The organism is Rhizobium etli 8C-3, from assembly GCF_001908375.1.
Classification (GTDB): Bacteria; Pseudomonadota; Alphaproteobacteria; order Rhizobiales; family Rhizobiaceae; genus Rhizobium; species Rhizobium etli_B.
On sequence record NZ_CP017242.1, the window covers coordinates 114,470 to 134,067 of the forward strand.

Genomic DNA, 19,598 nt, shown 5'->3' on the forward strand with positions numbered 1-19,598 from the left:
AGGAGACGGACATGGTGACGAAGGTTTTGCTGGTCGGGGAGAGCTGGGTGAGCTCGGCAACCCACTACAAGGGGTTCGACCAGTTCGGCAGCGTGACCTTCCATCTCGGTGCCGAGCCGCTTGTTGCAGCGCTCCAGGGCGACGAGTTCGAGATCACTTACATGACGGCGCATGACTGCGTCGAGAAGTTCCCCTTCACGCTGGAGGGGCTGTCCGAATATCAGGTCATTCTGCTTTCCGACATCGGCGCGAATTCGCTGCTTCTGCCGCCCTCCGTCTGGCTGCACGGAAAGCCGGTTCCCAATCGCCTGAAGATTATCCGCGACTGGACCGCCGCGGGCGGCGGTCTCGTAATGGCCGGCGGTTATTTCTCATTCCAGGGCATCGACGGCAAGGCCCGCTGGCGCCGCACGCCGGTGGAGGAGGCGCTCCCCGTCACCTGCCTGCCTTATGACGACCGGCTGGAAGTACCGGATGGTTTCAAGGCCGTCGTGACCGGGCCGAAGAGCCACCCGATCCTGCAGGGTGTCGACGGCGAGTGGCCGCTGCTTCTCGGTGCGAACGAGGTCGTTGCCAAGGAAGGCGAGGGCGTCGAAGTTCTGGCGACGCTGCCGGAGGAGGAGGGTGGCCATCCGCTTCTCGTGACCGGTGGCTACGGCAAGGGTCGCACTGTCGCCTGGACCTCCGATATCGGACCGCACTGGGTGCCGAACGAATTCGTAGCGTGGCCCGGTTACGCAACGATCTGGAAGAACATTCTTCGCTGGGCAAGCCAAAGCAAGTGATCTCAGCAAACGCAAAGGACAGCACCATGACCGTTCCATTCCTGCGCGCAACCGGGATCACGAAACGCTTCGGCGCGCTCACCGCGTTGAAGGATGTCGATCTCCAGATCAACGGCGGTGAAGTTCTGGCTTTGCTCGGCGACAACGGTGCCGGCAAGTCTACCTTCATCAAGATCCTCGCCGGCGCGCATCCCCAGAGCGACGGCGAACTGCTGGTCGAGGGCCAGTCCGTCCAGTTCTCCTCGCCCAAGGATGCGGCCAGCTCTGGCATCGCGACGATCTTCCAGGAACTTGCCCTGTCGGAGAACCTGTCGATCTCGGAGAACGTGTTTCTTGGGCGTGAGCTCAAGCGTTCGGTGCTCGGCATCCCCTTCCTGCGCCGCAAGGCGATGCGGGATAAGGTGGATGGCCTGCTGCACGAACTGGACGCCCATATTTCCGACCCGGAAGCGCCTGTCGGCAGTCTTTCGGGCGGCCAGCGCCAGGCGGTCGCGATCTGCCGGGCGCTCAATCTTAATGCCAGGCTCGTCATCATGGACGAACCGACGGCCGCACTTGCCGTCGCCGAAACGCGAAAGGTGCTGCAGCTCACCCGCCGGCTGGCTGAACGCGGCTGCGCGGTCGTGCTGATCAGCCACAACATTGCTGATGTCTTCGAGGTCGCCGACCGGATGGTCGTCTTCCGCCGCGGCCGAAAGGTCGCCGAGCGGCGGAAGGAAGAGACCAATCCCGAAGAGATTGTTTCCCTCATCACAGGCGCCCATCCCGACGTGCGGGCGCTTGAACAAAACAATCAATAAAGCGCGTCACTTGCTCCAGAGAGGTTCCCTATGTTTACGAAATTCAAGACAGTTCTCGCCGTATCAGCATTGACACTCGCCGTCGGCACCGCTGCCTTTGCGCAGGACAAGCCGAAGGTCGCCTTTGTGCCGCAGCTGATCGGCATTCCCTACTTCAACGCCATGGAGGCCGGCGGCAAGCGCGCGGCCGAAGAACTCGGCGTCGACTTCATCTATTCCGGCCCGGTTGATACCAACCCGGTCGACCAGCTGCAGATCGTCCAGAATCTGATCGACCAAGGCGTCAACGCCGTCTCCGTAAGCGTGCTCGATGCTTCCGCGATCGCCCCGGTGGTCGAGGCTGCCAAGGCCAAGGGCGTGAAGCTCTTTACCAGCGACAGCGACGCTCCGGACAGCGGCCGCGCCGTCTACGTCGCCCAGGCGACAGACGAAGGCCTCGGCACTAAGATTATCGACGAACTGGTCATGCGCGTCGGCGAAGATGCCAAGATCGGTATCGTCTCGGGCGAGGCGACGGCCTCCAACCTCAATGCGTGGATCGGCTTCATGCAGAAGCAGGCGAAGGAGAAGTATCCGAAGATGACGCTTCTCGAGCCGCAATATGCCGGCGGCACGGCCCAGCGCGCAGCGCAGATCGCTGGCGACCTGATGACCGCCAATCCCGATATCAAGGGTATCATCGCGGTTGCTTCCTCGACATGCCCGGGTGTCGCCCAGGCCATCGAGACGGCCGGCAAGATCGGCACGGTCGTCGGCACCGGTTATTGCAGCCCGAACACCGCGCGTTCCTACATCAAGAGCGGCTCCTTCGGCTTCTCGGTCCTCTGGGATCCGGCACAGCTCGGCTACCTGACGGTCTGGGCGGGCAAGCAGCTGATCGACGGCAAGCCATTCGCGGCTGAAAACTCGGTGCCAGGCTTTACCTCGCCGGTCACCTACAATGCCGACAGTGGCATCCTACTGCTCGGTCCTCCGGCCGTCTTTACCGCCGACAATGTCGACAAGTTCGACTTCTAAGGCCGGGTAAAGTCTGTGATGCGACAGTCAAGTCCACGTCTTCTCGCCATTGGCGGACGTGAATGGGCGCTGCTTGGCGCGGTCATTCTCGCCTCGATCGTCTTTTCTGTCGCGTCACCCTTTTTCGCGACGACAGGCAATGCCGGGACAATCGTCCGCAACAGCACAGAGCTGATGCTGGCGGGTCTCGGCATGACCCTGCTGCTGGCGATGGGCAGTATCGACGTTTCGATCGGCATCCTCATGGGCCTTGCCGCCATCGTCGTCGCCCATGCCCTGCTGGCGTCGGTGGCGCCGGCGATTGCCCTATTGGTAGGCCCGGTGACGGGCGCGGCTCTCGGTTTCGTGACGGCGCTCGTCGTTGTCCTTGGTCGGGTGCCGGCCATCGTCGGCACGCTCGGCCTTCTCGGCGTCTATCGCATGGGTGTCTTCACACTTCTTGGCGGGCAATGGCTTTCGGGACTACCGGTCGGCCTGACCCAACTCCTGTCCAGCACCTTTCTGGGCATTCCGCTTTCGGTGTTCGTCATCGGGCTTGCCTATCTCCTCGTCTGGCTCGCGCTTCGCCGCACGCCTTACGGACCGCATCTGCTTTCGATCGGCAATGCCGAAGAGAAAGCGCGCCTCTCCGGTGTGCCGGTAATCAAGGTCCGCATCGCCACCTTCGTTATCAGCGGCGCACTGACCGGACTTGCCGCGAGTTTCTATGTAGCGAATTACCGAAACGTCGAAATGGCAATCGGCAGCACGCTGGCGCTCGATGCGATCGCCGCCGTCGTGCTTGGTGGAACCAGCATCATGGGCGGACGCTGCAGCCTTCTCGGCACAGCGTTCGGCGTCATCCTGCTGCGCATCCTGCAGAACGGCCTGCTGTTGATGGGGGTGCCGTCGCTTTGGCAGCCGGTCGTGACCGGCGCACTGTTGATCAGCGTGCTCGCGCTCGAGCTGCCGGCCTCGCGCATGGGTGAATTCAAGGCAAGGTGGATGCAGCGATGAAAAACCTTCTGAAATGGTCGGGTTCCAGCCGCATCCTTATCCTGCTCGCCGTGCTTTGGATTGCCGTCATCCTCCTTTTCGCAGCTCTGAGGCCAACGATGTTCAGCCCCTCGACGGTGACAACGGTCCTGCAGTTCTCGACCATCCTGGCACTTGTCTCGCTCGGTCAATGCCTCGTCATTCTGGCTGGTGGCGCCGGCATCGATCTTTCGGTCGGCGGCACCGTGTCGCTTTCGGTTATGCTGGCCATGCTCGCTGTCAAGGCCGGCATGCCGCCAGTACTGCTGCCGGTCGCCTGTGTCGTCGCCGGCTTGTTGCTCGGCCTCTTCAACGGCCTGCTTGTCACCCGGCTCACGATCCTGCCGCTGATCGCAACGCTCGGCACGCAGTTCGTCTATTCCGGGCTGGCCCTTGCCCTGACCGGCGGCGCGGCACAATCGGGCGTGCCGACATGGCTGCTTCCCTGGGGCAGGGGAATGATCCTCTCGCTGCCGCTGCCATTCGTGACGCTGGTCGTGCCTGTCTTCGTCATGGCCGCTGTGCTGCTTCTCTACAGTGCCTGGGGCCGCTGGCTGTTTGCCATGGGCTTCAACGAGCGGTCAGCGCGCCTCGTCGGCATTCCCGTCGATCGCGCTCGGCTTCTCGTCTACGGCCTGAGCGGCACGCTCGCCGGATTGGCGGGGCTGGTGTCTCTCGCCTGGCTCGGCAGCGCCAGGCCTAATATCGGGCAGAACCTTGAGCTCGAATCGCTGACGGCAGTGATGCTCGGCAGCGTCGCCATCACCGGCGGCGTAGGTGGAGTGGGTGGGGTCATCGCCGCCGTGATCCTGCTCGTCACGCTGAAGACCGGGCTCCTGCAGCTCAATGTCAACACCGTCTGGCAGGTCGGCATCGTCGGCGCTCTGCTCATCGCCGTCCTGCTCATCGAACGTCTTTCAAAACGCTGGAGTTAAGCATGTCATCCATAGAAGAACAGATTGCCGAACGCGTTGAGGCGGCACAAGAACGGATCGTCCAGACGCTGAGCGACCTCGTTGCCTTTCCGTCGATCGTCAAGTCGAACCCCAAGGAAGCCGGTCCCGGCGAGCGTGACTGCCAACTCTACCTGCAGAAGCGGCTGGAAGCTCTCGGCTTCACGACCGACCTCTGGGATCCGGACGGTCCGGCGCTCTATGCCAAATATCAAGGTCGCCCGGGCGCCAACAAGGGTCGCACCTTCGAAGGCCGCCCCAATCTCGGCGGCACCCTGAAGGGCACCGGCGACGGCCGCTCGATCATGCTCACCGGTCATATCGATGTCGTGCCGCCGGGTGCTGCCGAGCACTGGACGACCGACCCGTTCGTGCCGGTGCTGAAGGATGGCTTCCTGCATGGCCGCGGCACCGTCGACATGAAGGGCGGCGTCGCTTGCATGTTGATGGCGGTTGAGATCCTGAAGGAAATGGGCGTCGCGCTGAAGGGCGATGTCGTCTTCACCACCGTGGTGGATGAGGAAATCGGCGGCATGGGCTCGCTTGCTATGGTCGATCGCGGGTTCAAGGCCGATGCCGGCATCATGACCGAACCGACCGCCAACCGCATCGCGCCACTCTGCCACGGTATCCTCTGGGGCAAGATCATCATCGACGGGATCGGCGGTCACGCCGAGCTGACGCCGAATTCCTGGTATACGAGCGGCCCGGTCGATGCGGTGCAGCTCTGCCGCCAGATGCTCGACGGTATCGACATCCTCAACCGCCGCTGGATGTTCGACCCGAAAAAGAACCATCCGCTGATGGACCTGCCGAACCAGATTATCGTCACCCAGATGAGCGCCGGCGAACACCCCTCCTCGATGGCTGGCCGCGCCGAGATCATCATCGATGTGCAATACCTGCCGAGCGAAAAGGACGAGTTCGCTCTCGGTGGTCATGTAAAGCGCGAGATCGAGGAACACGTCCGCAACGTCTGCCAGGCCGATCCCTATCTACGTGAGCATCCGGCCCGCGTGGAATGGATACTCGATGCCGATTGCGCCGAGATCGCGGCGGACAGTCCGTTCGTATCGATCTTCCAGCAGGCGGTGGAAACGGCCAACCTGTCACCGAAGCTCTCCGGCTTCGGCGCCCATAGCGATATCGGGCTGCCGACTGGCCTCGGCAACACGCCAACGGTAAATTTCGGTCCCGGCGATCCGGCGCAGGCACATCAGCCGAACGAACGCGTCTCCGCGCGCGACCTGATCGACTGCACCAAGGCGATCGCCCTTGCCGTGCAAAAGTGGTGCTCTTGAGGTGGCAGTTCAGCAATTTGAAAATAGTTTTATGGTGGGCCGAGGATGCCCGCCGTTCGTTTCGTCGCTCAAAATAATCGAGAGGCGCACGGGTTCGGCTCCCATCAAGCCGGAAGCACCTGGCCGTTTCCGGCGCAACATGCCGATCCGATTCCGGTGTCGCATGGCAGTTAATTGTAAGAATGCGGTCTTTTCGGTCTTTTTGGCATTTCGAAACCGGTCCGTTTCCTTGTAGATTTGGAAACGAGGAGGCAGATCGGATCGAAAGGACAATCGTGTGGTTCGCACCGGCAATGTCATTCTCGCGCACAGCAGGCACTCCTGTCATTGCGTCTTTTCATTTGATCGCGAGGGCGGACGTCTGAGAGGCGATCCGCTCTTCCTCAGGAAAGCCATGTCGACGAACGAGATTTGCTTGCATGACCGGGTTGACGGGTGGTCCCATCGTATCCGGTTGCTATCGTGCAGTGCGCGCGGAGTTGCCGACTTTCACTGGGCCTAACGCCTTGTGGCCTGGGCTTCGTTTGGGAGACCGTCCCCAGTAGTAGTAGGCGTGAAACCGGGCATCGCGTGGACGCCTGTAGAAAATTCGACTGGTTACGTGCTTTCGCCCCTTCCGGCACTATAAAAAGGTGTTTGGCAGGGGAATCCAATCACCGACTTCGTTCGTCGAAAACTGCGGAATGTGAGCCAGGCTGTGGACGAGGCTCGCATCCTCGCCCAGTTTCTCCTGCCAATCGCGTGCTTCCGTAAGGATCACTCCAACGCCGACCACGTCAGCCCCAGCGCTGCGCACCAGTTCAATGGAACCTTTGAGGCTCGACCCGGAAGCCACGACATCGTCGACGACGACAACGCGCGTGCCCGAGAGAAGAGGAATGGCCGCCCGGTCGAGGAGAAGCGTCTGCTCTCCTTTGGACGTGATCGATGAAATCTTTTCTACAAGCGCGTCGCCGAGGTGAATCTTGGGAGATTTTTGAAGGATTACATAGCGGTCGAGGCCGAGCGCCCGGGTAACTTCAATGGCAACCGGTATCCCCAGCGTCGCAGCGCCGACGACCATTTCCGGGTTGAGCGGCAACAGCTTTTTTGCGAGTTCCTTACCGACGTGCTCGCCGAATCTCACGCCCAGGTCGATGACCATCATAAGGGAAATCGCGAAATCGGGCTTGATGGCGACAAGCGGCAGATCAACGTCGAATCCTGCCACATCGACCTTCCAGGAGGCGGCGACGCCCATGTTCTTGCGATCGTCAGAGATCATTCGCTTTGTCCTTTATGTTCAGTTGGGATTCCACCATCAAGCCTACATGACGCCAGGTCGTTCGTTTCCTGCGCAGATCGAAGCCGTAGATGGAAAGCGAGACGGAGATCGCGTGCGCCATTCGGATCGCTTGGACAAGAAGCGGGACGCCGCGCGCAAGAGCAAACCGCAGCTTCGTGATGAAAGAGACGTCATCGATTTCCATGCCCCGCGCGCGCTGAGCGTCCGCTATGCGTTCGAAATCCTCACGTAGCATGGGGATTATTCCAAATGTCAAAGACAACACCAGGGTTGCGAGTGGCGGAAGGCGAGCGGCGCTTGCCGCCGCAAGAATCGAGCCGGGCGAGCTTGTCTCCATCACAAAATAGAATGCAGCAGTGGTTGTCACCAAACGGGCTGCCATTCCGGCCGCGATCGGCAGCGCTTCTGCAATCGGCATTCCCTGAAGCAGGAGGTTCAGGATCCAGCTGGCGATGACCAGCAGCGTCAGCAAGGCTGCCCCCTTGAGATAGCCCCGCAATCCCGGAATGCGCGAGAGACAAAGAAAGCAGACGCTGAATAGTGCCAGTGGCACTGCGAACCGCCAGGCCGGCCAAAGCCAGGCTATCGTCATCACAACGAACGCCGCAGCAAGCTTTACGAAGAAATTCAGGTCGTGGAGCCTACTCATGCCGCTTCTCCGGTTGGCTGATTGTAAGGCGGACGCCACCCCAGCGCACGAAACGCGGGACTGCGCCAGACGTCGGTAGCTGGCCCATCGAAGGAAATCTTGCCTTCATCCAGTATCATCGCCCGGCCCGCGACATCGGCTACAAGCTCAAGATCATGCGAGATCAACATCACGGCGCGGCCGGCCTCCCGCATGGTCTCCAAAAATAAATCGAGCATCCTGCGTCCATCCAGATCCCTTGCCAGCAAGGGTTCGTCCAAAATCGCCACCGGAGCGCCAGCCGCGTCTGCGCAGGCCAGACCGAGCAGCGCCTGCTGCCGCGCGGATAGGGCAAAGGGGTTGGTTTTCGCCAAGGCGCCCAACCCATACTTTTCCAGCACCGCATCGGCTTTTGCCAAAACCTGATGATCCTTCGTGGTTGCGGTCGAAGCGGTTATCGCAAAGACTGCTTCTTCAAGCGCTGTCATGTTGAAAAGAATGCGGCGCATGTTCTGAGGCAGATGCGCCACCGAGCGGGCACGGCGCGCGGGGCTCCACCGATCTGCGTTCTCGCCCCTGATCGCGATACGACCACCCTCAATCCTGGCCAGTCCGAGTATCGCTTGGAAAAGTGTCGTCTTGCCCGCTCCGTTGCGCCCGATAAGCGCGAGAGTTTCGGCAGACCTAATTTCGAAACCAACGTTATTGAGCACCGGCCGACCATCTGGTCGGGAAAGGCGCGTCCTCAGACTGGACACTTCTAACAATTGGTCACCTGGCAATGGGAGCATTCGGTCCCGCCGCCGGCGGGCCGGCGGAAGCACTCCGGCATTCAACCAGAGCGCCTCCAAGGGCAAGACCTTTTCAGCGGGCGCAAGGTCGCCGAGCGTTCCACCGTTCAATAGTCCAATTGTCTCGTAGGCACCTTCCAGCGATGCAGGGTCCTGGTCAGCCACGAGCAGCGCTGAGACCTTCGCGTTCTGCAGCAGCTGAACCAGTCTTGTTCTGGCGGCGGGGTCGAGACCGGTCGTCGGTTCATCGAGAACAAGAATATCCGGGGCGGAGGACAACGCGGCGGCGATTGCCACCAGTCTCCGCTCGCCACCTGAGAGAGTAAGAACACGACGCCCACGCAAGTGTTCTATCTGCGTTTGCGTAATGACCTCGGCGAGGCGTTTTCGAACGGTGAACTGATCTACCCCGCGGTTCTCCAGCGGAAATGCTATCAGATCCTCGACGTTCAAATCCCAAAGCTGATCGTCAACATTCTGGATCACCATGCTCAAGGATGTGAACAGTTGGTCTCTGGTTAGATCTGATGTCGCGGTTCCCTTGATCGTGATCTCTCCAGAAAACAGAGGCACAGGAATAAGTCGCGGAATTAAGCCCGCAACCGCGTTGAGCAATGTTGATTTGCCGCTGCCGGCGGCCCCGCAGATCAAGGCTCGCTTGCTCGCAGCAATTTCGAAATTGACTTCGGCGATCACTGGACGCGATCCGCCGAAGCCTACGGTCAAATTCTCAACGGTCAACACGTCGGCAGCGTTCAAACTAGAAGCGAGTGAAACCGGAGGGATGGGCGCTCTTGAGTATTTTGAGTGCCGGAATGACAAGTAACGGCGTTCCAACGAGCATCGGCACGATATCAGAGAGGCCAAGATATCCGACAGCCCACCAGAAGGGGAATATGCCGAGATATGCCAGGCTTGCCGAAACCGCCAGCACCATGAGCAGGCCCACGATCAAGCACGTTGCCGCAATTTTCATCAACGCCTTCCGATCAACTGCCGTCTTCGAGGGGTCGAACAAAAGGCCAGGAATGAGTCCCGTGAGCCCGACCATGATCCCATCGACAATGAGAGAGTGAGCGGGAATGAAGGTTCCTGCCAACAGCGACCACACCACGGTTCCAAGATAACCGCAGATAAATCCGCTCCGCCAGCCAAGCAGAATGCCTACAAGGGGCGGAAGGAAGGCGAATATGCGCCATTGGATGACGCCCGGCACAAGCTGGATCGGGTTCGCATAGGCCCACAGCACGCCGGTCGCCGCCGCAGCTACGATGGAAAGCACCAGGGGAAACAGCGTGTTGCCTTCGCTACGAATCAAAGAGCGTTCTTGCATGGAAATCCCTCAAGGTTGTTGGTCATGTAGAAACCAACAAGCAAAAGCCATGCCGAACGGGATCAACGGTGCAGCAGGAACAGATCATGACTAGTCAGTCCCGGTGCCGCGCTCGAACGGGCTCTAGCCGTTGGGCCGGCCGGCGTCTTGCACGCTCATTCTTTCTCGGGGTAAACGTCGTCCCAGCGCCGCCAAATGAGGAAATGGCTATTTCTTCAAGCGCAGGACCATAATCAACTCTTCATTCTCCATACCAAGACCCAGGAAGCCGTTTGGAATGCGGCCAACCTCTACGAAACCGCAGCGTTGATAGAAGCGTATCGCTGCCGAATTCTCTGCATTCACCGAAAGCTCCAGCTGCAGAACTCCGTGGTTTCGTGCATGCTCTGTAACGTCATGCAAGAGGTTTGCCGCAATCCCGGTCCCTCTTTCGCCTTTCCGGACATAGACGCTGACAAGCGTCGCGCGATGCACCATTTTCCTCGCACGCTGAAACCTGAGCCCCATCATGCCGACGGGCTGCCCACTCAGGAACGCGACAAAGACTGGCTGGTCCAGATGTTGGCGCCATTCGCGGTCGGAGAGATGGACCCAATCGTCAAATACACTCGCAAACGAAAGCGGTTCGTGTGAAAGCGCCTCCAGACGTATGTGGCGAAACACGTCTACGTCCTCGACTGACAGGCGCCTGATTACCGGCCCTTCTTCAATCGACACATCGCCCTCCGCCAAAGTTGCTACATCGGGCTGAAAACGCCATCTTGCCACCCTCGGCATCTGATCGAATGGCACGAAGACGCTCCAGCAGCCAAGCCGCCCAGCATCCATCCTCGATTACGAACCCGGCCACTGCCACTCGACCGACCCCGAGGTGATGGCCCCTCTGGCGATGTACTCCGACAGGTCCGCCCAGTTGGGATCCCCGGTGAAACTTGCGAGATCACCGCTCGACTGCACCAAAGGCATCTCCGCGTATTTTGAAAGGGGTGTCGCGGCCGCTCCGAAAAGATCGATCTCCTGGAATGGATAGCCGCCAGCAGGCTTCAAGACACGATGGCCCCAAAGCCCGGGTCGCTCGTCCCCACGCAGTTCAGTCAAGAGGTCGAAATTACCCGATTGCTCAAGGCCGACCGCAGTAAGGTAGCGCATGAGAGGGTAGTAGATGGTCTGGCGACATCCCCCAAGTGCCCTCACGCCGGGCAGGATGGAAGTCACCAGGAACACTGTATAGAGGCTGGGCACGATCGCTCGTTGCCGAAGCGCCGCTGCGATGCTGTCCGGCCGGAACTTCACTTCGAATCCGGACGGGGCCGCCGCCCTGAGGGCGTTTTCGTGGAGGCGGAGCGGAACAATCCTACCCTTTTCCATGCGCCAGAAGAAATCGGTCGTTCTGCGTACCCAACCCCGCCAGGGTCCAATGTTCAGGCGATCCATGGCGGCCAGGATGCTCTCGGCAACCCTTCCGTCTCCGATAAGGCCAGCTGACATCCAGGATCCCGCGTCGTCGAGATGGTCGGCGACCAGGTCTGCGATGTCGAAATCATCGAGCTGCAGCAGCTTGATGGGGGAGGGGAGCTTGCCGCGCCAGAGGGTTTGGTTGGCTGCCCTGATTGCGTCGGCCGCAGAAGTAAATTCATCCGACGGCAGTTCGGCGAGGAGATGGGCAGCAGGCTCATTTGGAGCCGGATCGCCTTTGGCATTCGAGAAAGCGAAGCGATAGGGACCATTCAAACCGCAGATGCTGAATGCATCCATCCGGCTCCGGGGTAAGCCGAAGACGTTGAGGGGTTCGTCTTGGAGCCAGAGCCAGCCGGGACCCTTCTTTGACTTCTCCGAGAAACTGACGGTCGAGGCGTGATACGTGATGTACCATTCGCGGCCATGGGCGTTCAGGCCCAACAGGCTGAACAGATGCGTGTAGAACGCATCCGGTTCGATCAGCAGCAGGCAGTGGGGACCAGTCTGTAGCACCGGCGACGCCATCAACTGAAGGCCGGCGCTTCGAGCTTCCTCAAGGTCGTAACCGGACCTCCGCGCCGCCCGTTCGATGCAGCCGCGGAGCAGCTCCATCGCATGACGACGCAGGTGACACTCGGAACGGAATTTCTCGACGTCGTGGGCAACCGACGCGTAGTCTCGAAGGGGACGATCCCAGAAGGAGGTAAGATGCGGCATCAAGGCAGACAACGCGCGTCGCACGTCGGCCGCGCTGCAATGCTCGCCGGCGTTTGGGGTTGCCGTCATTTCATGATGCCAAGCTTCGGCGCGAGCAGCATCATGGTGTTCGCGCTGCGCCACGTCAGATCAGGAGCCAACGCCTCTATCTCGGTATCGACGATCGCGGCTGGCAAACGTTCGTAGCAATAGCCGGGTGGAATAGCCGGCTTCACCATCAGCGAAATCAGTTCCAACACGGAAGCCCGGGAGTTCGATGACACGATAGTGTAGAAGTTCCCGCTGTTCCAGGTCAGCACGGAGTATCGGAAAAACGCCCTAAGAGCGGCTACAGTGGTCGCCAGATCGACTTGAAGATCCGTCATCGTGTTCAGGACTTCATCCCTTTTCTTGGAGATGTGACCTGTCGAGAAGAAACGAGACTTAAAAAGTTCGTCCTTCTGCCGCTCGCGTTCCTCATAGATGTCGCGGTCTTCGTGAGCGAGCTTCTGCACCTGCACGAGGAGACCGCCAGGCCGTATGCGAGGAACGACGAATTCCAGCTGCTTTAGCCGATCACGGTCGTACATCTGAAACGTCGTGTCCTCCAACAGCACGTCAAATCCGCCCCGAAACGGGAGAAGATCCTCGTCGGTCGCGTATCGGTCGTCATCCAACTCAAAGAACGGCCCGTGAAAGAAGTGCGCGTGCTCGCTTCCCCTGTTTGCCAAGAACGATGCCCGATTGGCTGCCGTTGGACTGCAGCAGAGCGCCTCGATGCGACCATTGCCAAGTGTGGCGAGGGTGCGCGCAAGGCAACCAGTGCCCGTGCCCAGTGTGTATATTGCCGTAGGGGTGGCGCTGCGTGCCCAGATCCTCAGGCCGAAGGAAAGTATCGCAGCACCCAAGCGGCATTCCTCTTCGAGCCTGTAGGGAATGCTGGCAAAGTAATGACGGTCAAAATGGCCCCAAAGCCGCTGATGCGTATCCGCGAAAACTGCGCCTTCGAGATCGAAGTCGAGCAGGCTCATGTCGAGTTGCGGTTCGGCAAGGTCCGGTGCTGCACCGTGTCCGCTTGCGGTCCGTTCGAAGAACTCTGCGAATGATGTAAGCCTAGGAGCATTTCGCCAGTGTTCAATCGTTAGGCGATCCACCATAGCCACCTCCCATCGTAGCCGGCGGGTGGCGCGCTTCATCTCAGCGTTCATCGAGATGTTTCAGTTGCCGCCAGCATCCGCCGTTCGTGAGCTTCTGGAATGCCATCTGTGGACCCAGGCGAGGGGGCAGCCAATCTACCGATTTCGGCAGGTTGATCTTTCCAGGAAAGTCGAAACAGAGACACAGGCCCACGAATGCGATCGATCACGGTTAGATTTTGATCAACTCGAGGAAGCTTGCCTTGGCAACGGCGTGATAACTTGTAACAGAACCGAGTTTGAGTCTTGCCGAACGCAGGTACAACTTCACGGAGTTTTCTGAGATGCCCAGATCCGCTGCTATCTGCTTGGAAATCCGACCTCTCGCAAGCAACTGAAGGCACTGGCTTTCGCGCCTGGAGAGATTCCGATAACGGTTGACCTCTCGAAGGCCGCTGGCAGAAAGCATCGTCTCATGAAGATAGTGGGAAAGGATCTGCAGCTCGTGAATGCTCGAAGCGCGTAGCCGCGACCAATCGCGCTTGGGTAGGTTCGAGGTCACGGAAAACAGACAGCGTTCGCCTTTCGGACCTCGGATAGGGATTGACAAGCCATGGGGACCGATGTCGTAGGAACGCGCTTCTTCAAATACACGGGAGACCTGTGCTGGCGGCTGATTGAGAGAGGACCAATCCACTGGCATGAAACCCAAGCGAAGAACGTTAATCACCGGATCTATATCGAAATACTGCTTGTCGACGTATATTTCAGTCCACCTACCTGGATAGGTCGTGCAGTAGTAAGGATACAAGCCCGACCTGCCCCCGCTGCAAACCACGAGGAATGTCATGTGCGATAGGCCGTATCGCACGCAAAGTTCATCCAGTGCAGGGTGAAGGTCCTCGCGGTGCTTCGCTGCCTGTAGCGTCCTCAGGGACAATGACAGTCTACGGTGATCGACTATCGGGGGGATGCTTCGGTTTGCCGCCATTTCAATCTGTGTTTCGAACCTGACTCTTCAGATCGGAGAAGCGGATCCTAATGCCAGCGCTTCGGCAGCGGAATTGTAGGAAATACAAGTGGCAGATATAGGCAAAGGGCGGCCGTGCGGGCTCCTGCGTAGAGTAGTCGCCTATCCGGGCGACTATCCAGCCGCGCAACGTCATTGCAATGAGCCGGTCGGCGATTAACACATCGGACGGCAGCCGAGTTCGTCGAAGACGGCCATCGACGGCGGTTTTCTTCAGCCGGCCAGGTGTTCAAGCGCTCCCGTCTGCCTCAGAGATCTTTTGATCCGTCACTAGCTTTCGTCGGCGGCAATATCGAGATTTGCGGTGGCATCGACGATGGTCGGATTCTGCCCGCCAAGCTCGAGGATGACCGGAGCCGGATTTTACAAGCACCAATCAAGTGCTGCGTGTCCGCATTATTAGGGCGCTGTCCCGCGAGGTTGGAAGGCAGAAGACGACCAATCGGCAAGGGAAAGATATCGTATCGTGACAGATCGTTGATCAGGGTAAGTTTCGCAGTTTCTCCGTGAGAATTGGTCGGAAGGGGTGTAAGGTTAACGTCGCTGAAGCCGCTGTCTGATAACGGGCTATCGAACGGCAAGTTCGCCGTTGTGGAGAAATCGCATGAGTTCAAATCCGGGGTGACGATCAACCGACTATGGTTGCAACAGGACGGCACCTCACGTCATCTCCCGGTTCTTTCGGCCCTGACTTCGGCGGCTCCGCGCCGTGATTGCAGGCGATGTAGCCGACGCCGCCGATCTGGATCAGCAAAATCGCCAATATCGTTGTCGCCGACAAAAGCCAACCGGAGCCCAGCATCCGCGTATGACCAGACTTTGTCATTGGCTCTCGGAACGCTTTGATGGACTGGAACTGTCTTTCTAGTTGCCCCGAAGCTGAGACAAGCGCCGACTTTCGTGCCAGATGAGATATAAGACGTAGACGCCGTAACCGAGTTGCGTGATCACGAGATAAAACACACCATAAACAAGCGCCGCTTGAAACGAGCCGCTCAGTCGATGAATGGCAAGCGTGAAGAGGATCGCGGAGCTGATCGTTCCGAAGAGAAACATCGGCGCCTCCAATATCCTTCTCCGTTTTGTCATTTGGGCGCTCCTTGCCTGCCGCACTCCCGTTTACATACATCGCAAGGATGCCTGGGGCGGGGCGATGTTCCATGCCCAAACTCGCAAAAAACTTGCCCAACCCTACAATTCATGCGCTTAAAGAGGCGCGGGAAAAAGTAGGAACCAGAGCCCGTATTCCATCCAGTAGAGCCAGGAGCCGATTGTCAGTGAGAAGAGCCGGAACGCCCAGGCGCGCGCAACACCATCAACGCGCCTTAAATGTCGAAAGCCGACATCCATTAGCCGGCCGCCGATTGTGCCTTGTCCGATGGACAAGTCCGCCCGTATTCACCCGTCTTTCGGCGCTCACGGGCGATGGGCGCGCGCGGTAGATCTTCAGCGATCTCGCAGACACCGTCACGGTGCCGCTCGCGCCGGGCCTGCGCTCGATAACGACACGCAGCATGATTTGGTAGCGGCGGACAGGCGAGCGGCCGCGGCGAGGATTTAGTTGCGGGCGGGTACTGATAGCTGTCGGGCATCGGGTGATCGCCGTCGGGCGAACGAACCTCATCCCGGATGATCCTGGTCTCGGCAGTCGGGAGGGGGTGGAGGTCCAGGTGGCTTCCATTCATGTTTGAGCCTGCCGCGCAGGGCGCCCTTCGAACGCTGTACGGGGCAACCTTGTGGGATTCTTTAGAGCGACTGGGGCATATTTCTTTCGGCTGGCGGACAGGATGGATCTTCATTGAGAAGCCACTGCGAGAGCGACCAAGACCTTGGTCCTCGTCCCTCGCGCGTCGGCGTCGATCTAACAAACACACCGTCAAAACCGCCTAAAAGTAGTATTCCGGATCTTCGATCATCTTGGCAAAGGCTTGTCGGGTCGGATATCGTACCAGAGCTACCGCATCCCAAGGCAATCCGCCTTCCGCCACGAGTGCTGGTAAGTGATCGCTGAGGTACATTATCTCCGCTCCATGTCGAGCCATCAACGAGACAGCCATCGGCAAAAACTCCGAACAGCGAGTGAGACCCTCTTCCGGCACGACCAGAAGGGGATGAAGTATAACGACCGGTCGGCTGTCGTCCTCCTGGAGGAAACGTCCGAGCTTCTCGGAAATAAGGGTTACCTTCTCGTCCTCAGGACACAAAAAAGAATAATACACCATTTGCGATCTGAAACGGTTAAAGTTCGCCATCGCTTTTATGTCAGGATGTCGGTGAAGAGGATGTTTCGCGTCGCTGGGATCATCATTGCCGCACTCCATCATTCTGCGGCCGCCATCGACGAATCCCCAGCACTGGGACTTTCGATGATCTGCAAGGCTTCCAGCAACGGTCGCCCGAACTTTCGGAACTTGTTTGCCGAAGCCCTGATTTCCTTCAGGTTCTCATCCTTGGATTCAATCTTTTTGCCGTCTCTCACAAGGCGTTCGTCAAGGCTATCCAGGAAATCCCACACGTAGCTAACCAAGGCCGCGGCACTGGCTTTACCCTCGCTCGAGGCCAAGACGAATAGCTGCGTCATGTGCGTGAGCCCGATCCCCCCTCCGGTCACCGGCGATACCATGTGATGCAGATCCATGCTGACAAGAGCCCGTTGCAGAATGTGCCGGTTCAGCGCCCTGCATTGCTCCTTGACCTTCTCCGAGGGGATCTGGGCCGGGGCCGCGAAACCAGCCCCCGTCAGGATGGTCAGGTAATCAACGACATCCTGAGGCTTGAGCTTTCGCAGCTTGTCGTGTTTCAGGAGTTCTTTGACACGTTTTGGCCTGTAGTCGTCGTCGGATAGGACCTCGAGGATCAGGTCGTATTTCTCGGCAGGCAGCTCCACTTCTCCCCTGCCGCACGAGATTTTTTTAGGAATGTCGATCGACGGCGTCGTCAGCACGAAGGTCAGCGCGTGCCAGGCATCGCGATGTTCCCGACCTGGAAGCATTTGGGGGCCCTTGACGAAGATGTCGGTGCGGAAGCGTCGGTTCACCAGATAGTCGCGGACTGTCTCGCGCATGATCGGATGGCCGATCTGCGAAACGAACTTAATGCCCTCTTCGTTGAGCTGGAACGCATCGATACCATCGAGCAGGCGTGCAGATCCGACATATGTAAGCTTGGCGTCATCCAGACTGCGGACCATGTCGGAAAAATGCTCGAGATGCCAATCCGCGTTCATGTACTCATGAGCGAGATAGTTACGTCCCTGTTTTGTCAGTTGATCTAGGTGATGTCTGGCGAAAGGGTTGTCCCGAAAATAGAACGAGCCGGCCTTTGCGATCTCTCCTGCAAACTGTACCGCGCCTTCGATCATCTCGATCGGTCTCGACATCTTCCCGCCGCCATAATCCTGGTAGAGCGACATTAGTTGGCGGATCGGTATGACAGGAGCCCAGCCGGGCAGGCAATTATAGCTTATATAGGCAATCCCGCCGGGACGAAGTTTCCGCCGGATGATGTCTGTTATGATCTTGCGGTTTTTTTCCGATATCCAGCTCCAGATGCCGTGAAGCGCTATGACATCGAAGTCGGGGAGATCCTTCCGGCTGGCAAATTCCTCGAAGGAGTCGTCGAACAGACGAATGTCCGCGCGGGAGGCATCGGCGAGTTTGCGAGCCTCCACCGTTTGCGCTGGATTGAAGTCCGCGCCCCAGTACGAGCCGGAAGAAGCAGCGGCAAGCATATTGATCGTAACTCCCTGCCCAAAGCCGAGCTCCAGATAGGATGGCGCGTCGGGCAGTTGCGGCTCAACAGCGTTGCATAGGCAGGCTAGGCGCAACATGGCCGGATTCATTTCCGGATAATATCCGTGGGTGTAATTGAGTTCAGTAAAGTAGCCGTACGACCATGCCATCAGCAAGTCTCCAAGACACGCTCAAGGCTTGCGCCTGCGGTCCTTTGTTGTTGGATTGCAAGGAAAGAAAAGACGCGGGCGGACACCCCACGCAACAGGTTGGAAACTGATCGTTGACACGTTCCATTCCCGTAAAGGAAACGGTCATGACCCTGACGCCATACGCCGCACCAGACCGACCATCCGAAAGAGATTGGTTGACAGTCACCGGATTGAACTCCCTTTCCGTTCGGTTCGGCTGCAACAGCGCGATGTGATGCCGCGACTTCGCCGGGTCGAATGATGATTTGCCCAATCCTGCGGGGCAGCAGCCATCGCATCCACTGACGCAGCCAATGGGTGAGACGTCGAAGGCGGGCTTGCCCCTTTTGTGAGGGCTTACTTGAACGTCACGCCTGTCAGTTCCAGGGAGGTCTCCCAGAGGCGGGCCGCGACGGCGGTATCCAGCGCCTGCTTGGGAGGCTTCTCCTCGGTCGGATAGCCGCGCGTCCCGCCAAAGCTATCAGGTCCGTAGTAGGCACCGTTCCGTGCCTTCGGGTCGGTTGCCGCAAAGAGCGTGGGCAAGGCGCCTTGCCACGCGGGCTGGAACAGGTACGGCAGGAAACGACGCACCATCCCGTTTATGCTTGACCGGCCCGCGCCGTTTGGAATCAGATCGGTGCGCGTGACGCCGGGATGCGCCGCCAGGCTTTCGACGCCCCATCCGGCGGCCTTGCTGCGCCGGCTCAGCTCGAAGGCGAACATGATGCAGGCGAGCTTCGACTGGCTGTAGACCTGCATAGGCTTGTAGCGCTCGGCTTGCAGGTCGTCGAAGTCGATCGCTCCGCTACGCGCCGCAATGCTGCCGACGGTCACGACACACGGATTCATTCCCCTCTTCAAGAGCGGCAGCAGATGCGCAGTGAGGGCGAAATGGCCGAGATAGTTCGTGCCGAGCTGCAGCTCGAAACCGTCGCTGGTCTGGCGGCGCTCCCGTGGAGTCATGACGCCGGCATTGTTGATCAGAAGTTCGAGGCTGTCCTGCTCCTGCGCGAGCTGCGCGGCGAACCCGGCGATCGAGGCGAGGTTCGCAAGGTCCACCTTGCCGAACCGCACTTGCGCGCCGGGGACAGCTTGTCTGATCGCGGCCACGGCATCAGAGCCCCTCTGGGCATTGCGCCCGGCGATCACGACGCTCGCGCCAGCGCGCGCCAGGGCCAGAGCGTCCTCGAAACCCAGCCCGCCCGTTCCGGTGACGACCGCCGAGCTGCCCGTTTGCGATGGAATGTTCTTCGTCGTCCACTTCGTCATTGATGATCCTTGCCTTCCCTGCAGTTCAGCGAGACTTGGAGCGATGTTTGTCTCGACGCACCCGCTTTCACCTACATCGCTAGGATGCCCGCGGCGCGGCAAACCTCCATGCCCGAACCCGCAAAAAACTTGCCTGATCTTACATTCCTGCGGCTGACGAGGAATCTTCGGAACTGAGCC

General features: G+C 59.2%; 18 protein-coding genes. 6 read left to right on the forward strand and 12 right to left on the reverse strand.

Annotated features, from left to right (window positions below; genetic code table 11):
• The first annotated feature begins 11 nt into the window (after positions 1-11).
• The 6 genes from AM571_RS21005 to AM571_RS21030 are packed head-to-tail and all read left to right on the forward strand — an operon-like array spanning position 12 to position 5,870.
• Positions 12-785, forward strand: coding sequence for a glutamine amidotransferase (locus tag AM571_RS21005; protein WP_074063468.1), 774 nt, complete (start codon positions 12-14; stop codon positions 783-785).
• 26 nt (positions 786-811) lie between these two features.
• Positions 812-1,585, forward strand: a complete 774-nt coding sequence (locus AM571_RS21010; protein WP_074063683.1) for an ATP-binding cassette domain-containing protein — start codon at positions 812-814, stop codon at positions 1,583-1,585.
• A 30-nt stretch (positions 1,586-1,615) separates the two neighbouring features.
• Positions 1,616-2,602 (forward strand): autoinducer 2 ABC transporter substrate-binding protein, encoded by a 987-nt coding sequence (locus AM571_RS21015; RefSeq protein WP_074063469.1) that lies wholly within the window; start codon positions 1,616-1,618, stop codon positions 2,600-2,602.
• A gap of 18 nt (positions 2,603-2,620) precedes the next feature.
• Positions 2,621-3,598 carry an ABC transporter permease gene (locus AM571_RS21020; RefSeq protein WP_074063470.1) on the forward strand — a complete coding sequence of 326 codons (978 nt, stop codon included), beginning with the start codon at positions 2,621-2,623 and terminating at the stop codon, positions 3,596-3,598.
• On the forward strand, positions 3,595-4,551 hold the full coding sequence (locus tag AM571_RS21025; protein ID WP_074063471.1) for an ABC transporter permease: 957 nt from the start codon (positions 3,595-3,597) through the stop codon (positions 4,549-4,551). The genes AM571_RS21020 and AM571_RS21025 overlap by 4 nt, the downstream gene beginning before the upstream one ends.
• 2 nt (positions 4,552-4,553) lie before the next feature.
• The gene (locus tag AM571_RS21030; RefSeq protein ID WP_074063472.1) at positions 4,554-5,870 is read left to right on the forward strand and encodes a M20 family metallopeptidase; all 1,317 of its coding nucleotides are present in this window, start codon (positions 4,554-4,556) and stop codon (positions 5,868-5,870) included.
• Between the two features lie 622 nt (positions 5,871-6,492).
• Here AM571_RS21030 and AM571_RS21035 read toward each other — a convergent pair.
• The 12 genes from AM571_RS21035 to AM571_RS21095 all read right to left on the reverse strand — a co-directional run bounded on the left by AM571_RS21035 (position 6,493) and on the right by AM571_RS21095 (position 19,418).
• Complete coding sequence (locus tag AM571_RS21035) at positions 6,493-7,131, reverse strand: phosphoribosyltransferase family protein (protein WP_420493387.1); 639 nt, start codon at positions 7,129-7,131, stop codon at positions 6,493-6,495.
• Positions 7,124-7,804: an energy-coupling factor transporter transmembrane component T family protein gene (locus tag AM571_RS21040; RefSeq protein WP_074063473.1), complete on the reverse strand. Its 681-nt coding sequence runs from the start codon at positions 7,802-7,804 to the stop codon at positions 7,124-7,126. Before AM571_RS21040 ends, AM571_RS21035 begins: the two co-directional genes overlap by 8 nt.
• Complete coding sequence (locus tag AM571_RS21045) at positions 7,801-9,270, reverse strand: ABC transporter ATP-binding protein (protein WP_237358588.1); 1,470 nt, start codon at positions 9,268-9,270, stop codon at positions 7,801-7,803. The genes AM571_RS21040 and AM571_RS21045 overlap by 4 nt, the downstream gene beginning before the upstream one ends.
• Before the next feature lie 64 nt (positions 9,271-9,334).
• Positions 9,335-9,907, reverse strand: coding sequence for an aminotriazole resistance protein (locus tag AM571_RS21050; protein ID WP_074063474.1), 573 nt, complete (start codon positions 9,905-9,907; stop codon positions 9,335-9,337).
• A 207-nt stretch (positions 9,908-10,114) separates the two neighbouring features.
• Complete coding sequence (locus AM571_RS21055; protein ID WP_074063686.1) at positions 10,115-10,684, reverse strand: GNAT family N-acetyltransferase; 570 nt, start codon at positions 10,682-10,684, stop codon at positions 10,115-10,117.
• Positions 10,685-10,741: 57 nt separating this feature from the next.
• Complete coding sequence (locus tag AM571_RS21060) at positions 10,742-12,151, reverse strand: hypothetical protein (RefSeq protein WP_155774495.1); 1,410 nt, start codon at positions 12,149-12,151, stop codon at positions 10,742-10,744.
• Positions 12,148-13,218 (reverse strand): class I SAM-dependent methyltransferase, encoded by a 1,071-nt coding sequence (locus tag AM571_RS21065; protein WP_074063475.1) that lies wholly within the window; start codon positions 13,216-13,218, stop codon positions 12,148-12,150. Before AM571_RS21065 ends, AM571_RS21060 begins: the two co-directional genes overlap by 4 nt.
• A gap of 211 nt (positions 13,219-13,429) precedes the next feature.
• Complete coding sequence (locus AM571_RS21070; RefSeq protein ID WP_074063688.1) at positions 13,430-14,161, reverse strand: helix-turn-helix transcriptional regulator; 732 nt, start codon at positions 14,159-14,161, stop codon at positions 13,430-13,432.
• Between the two features lie 930 nt (positions 14,162-15,091).
• Entirely contained in the window at positions 15,092-15,316 is a 225-nt protein-coding gene (locus AM571_RS21080; protein WP_074063477.1) for a hypothetical protein, read from the reverse strand.
• A gap of 797 nt (positions 15,317-16,113) precedes the next feature.
• A complete protein-coding gene (locus AM571_RS37005; RefSeq protein ID WP_196776360.1) occupies positions 16,114-16,551 on the reverse strand; it encodes a hypothetical protein in 438 nt (145 codons plus the stop codon).
• Positions 16,548-18,128, reverse strand: coding sequence for a class I SAM-dependent methyltransferase (locus tag AM571_RS21090; protein WP_074063478.1), 1,581 nt, complete (start codon positions 18,126-18,128; stop codon positions 16,548-16,550). The genes AM571_RS37005 and AM571_RS21090 overlap by 4 nt, the downstream gene beginning before the upstream one ends.
• Before the next feature lie 378 nt (positions 18,129-18,506).
• Complete coding sequence (locus AM571_RS21095; RefSeq protein WP_074063479.1) at positions 18,507-19,418, reverse strand: SDR family oxidoreductase; 912 nt, start codon at positions 19,416-19,418, stop codon at positions 18,507-18,509.
• Positions 19,419-19,598 lie beyond the last annotated feature (180 nt).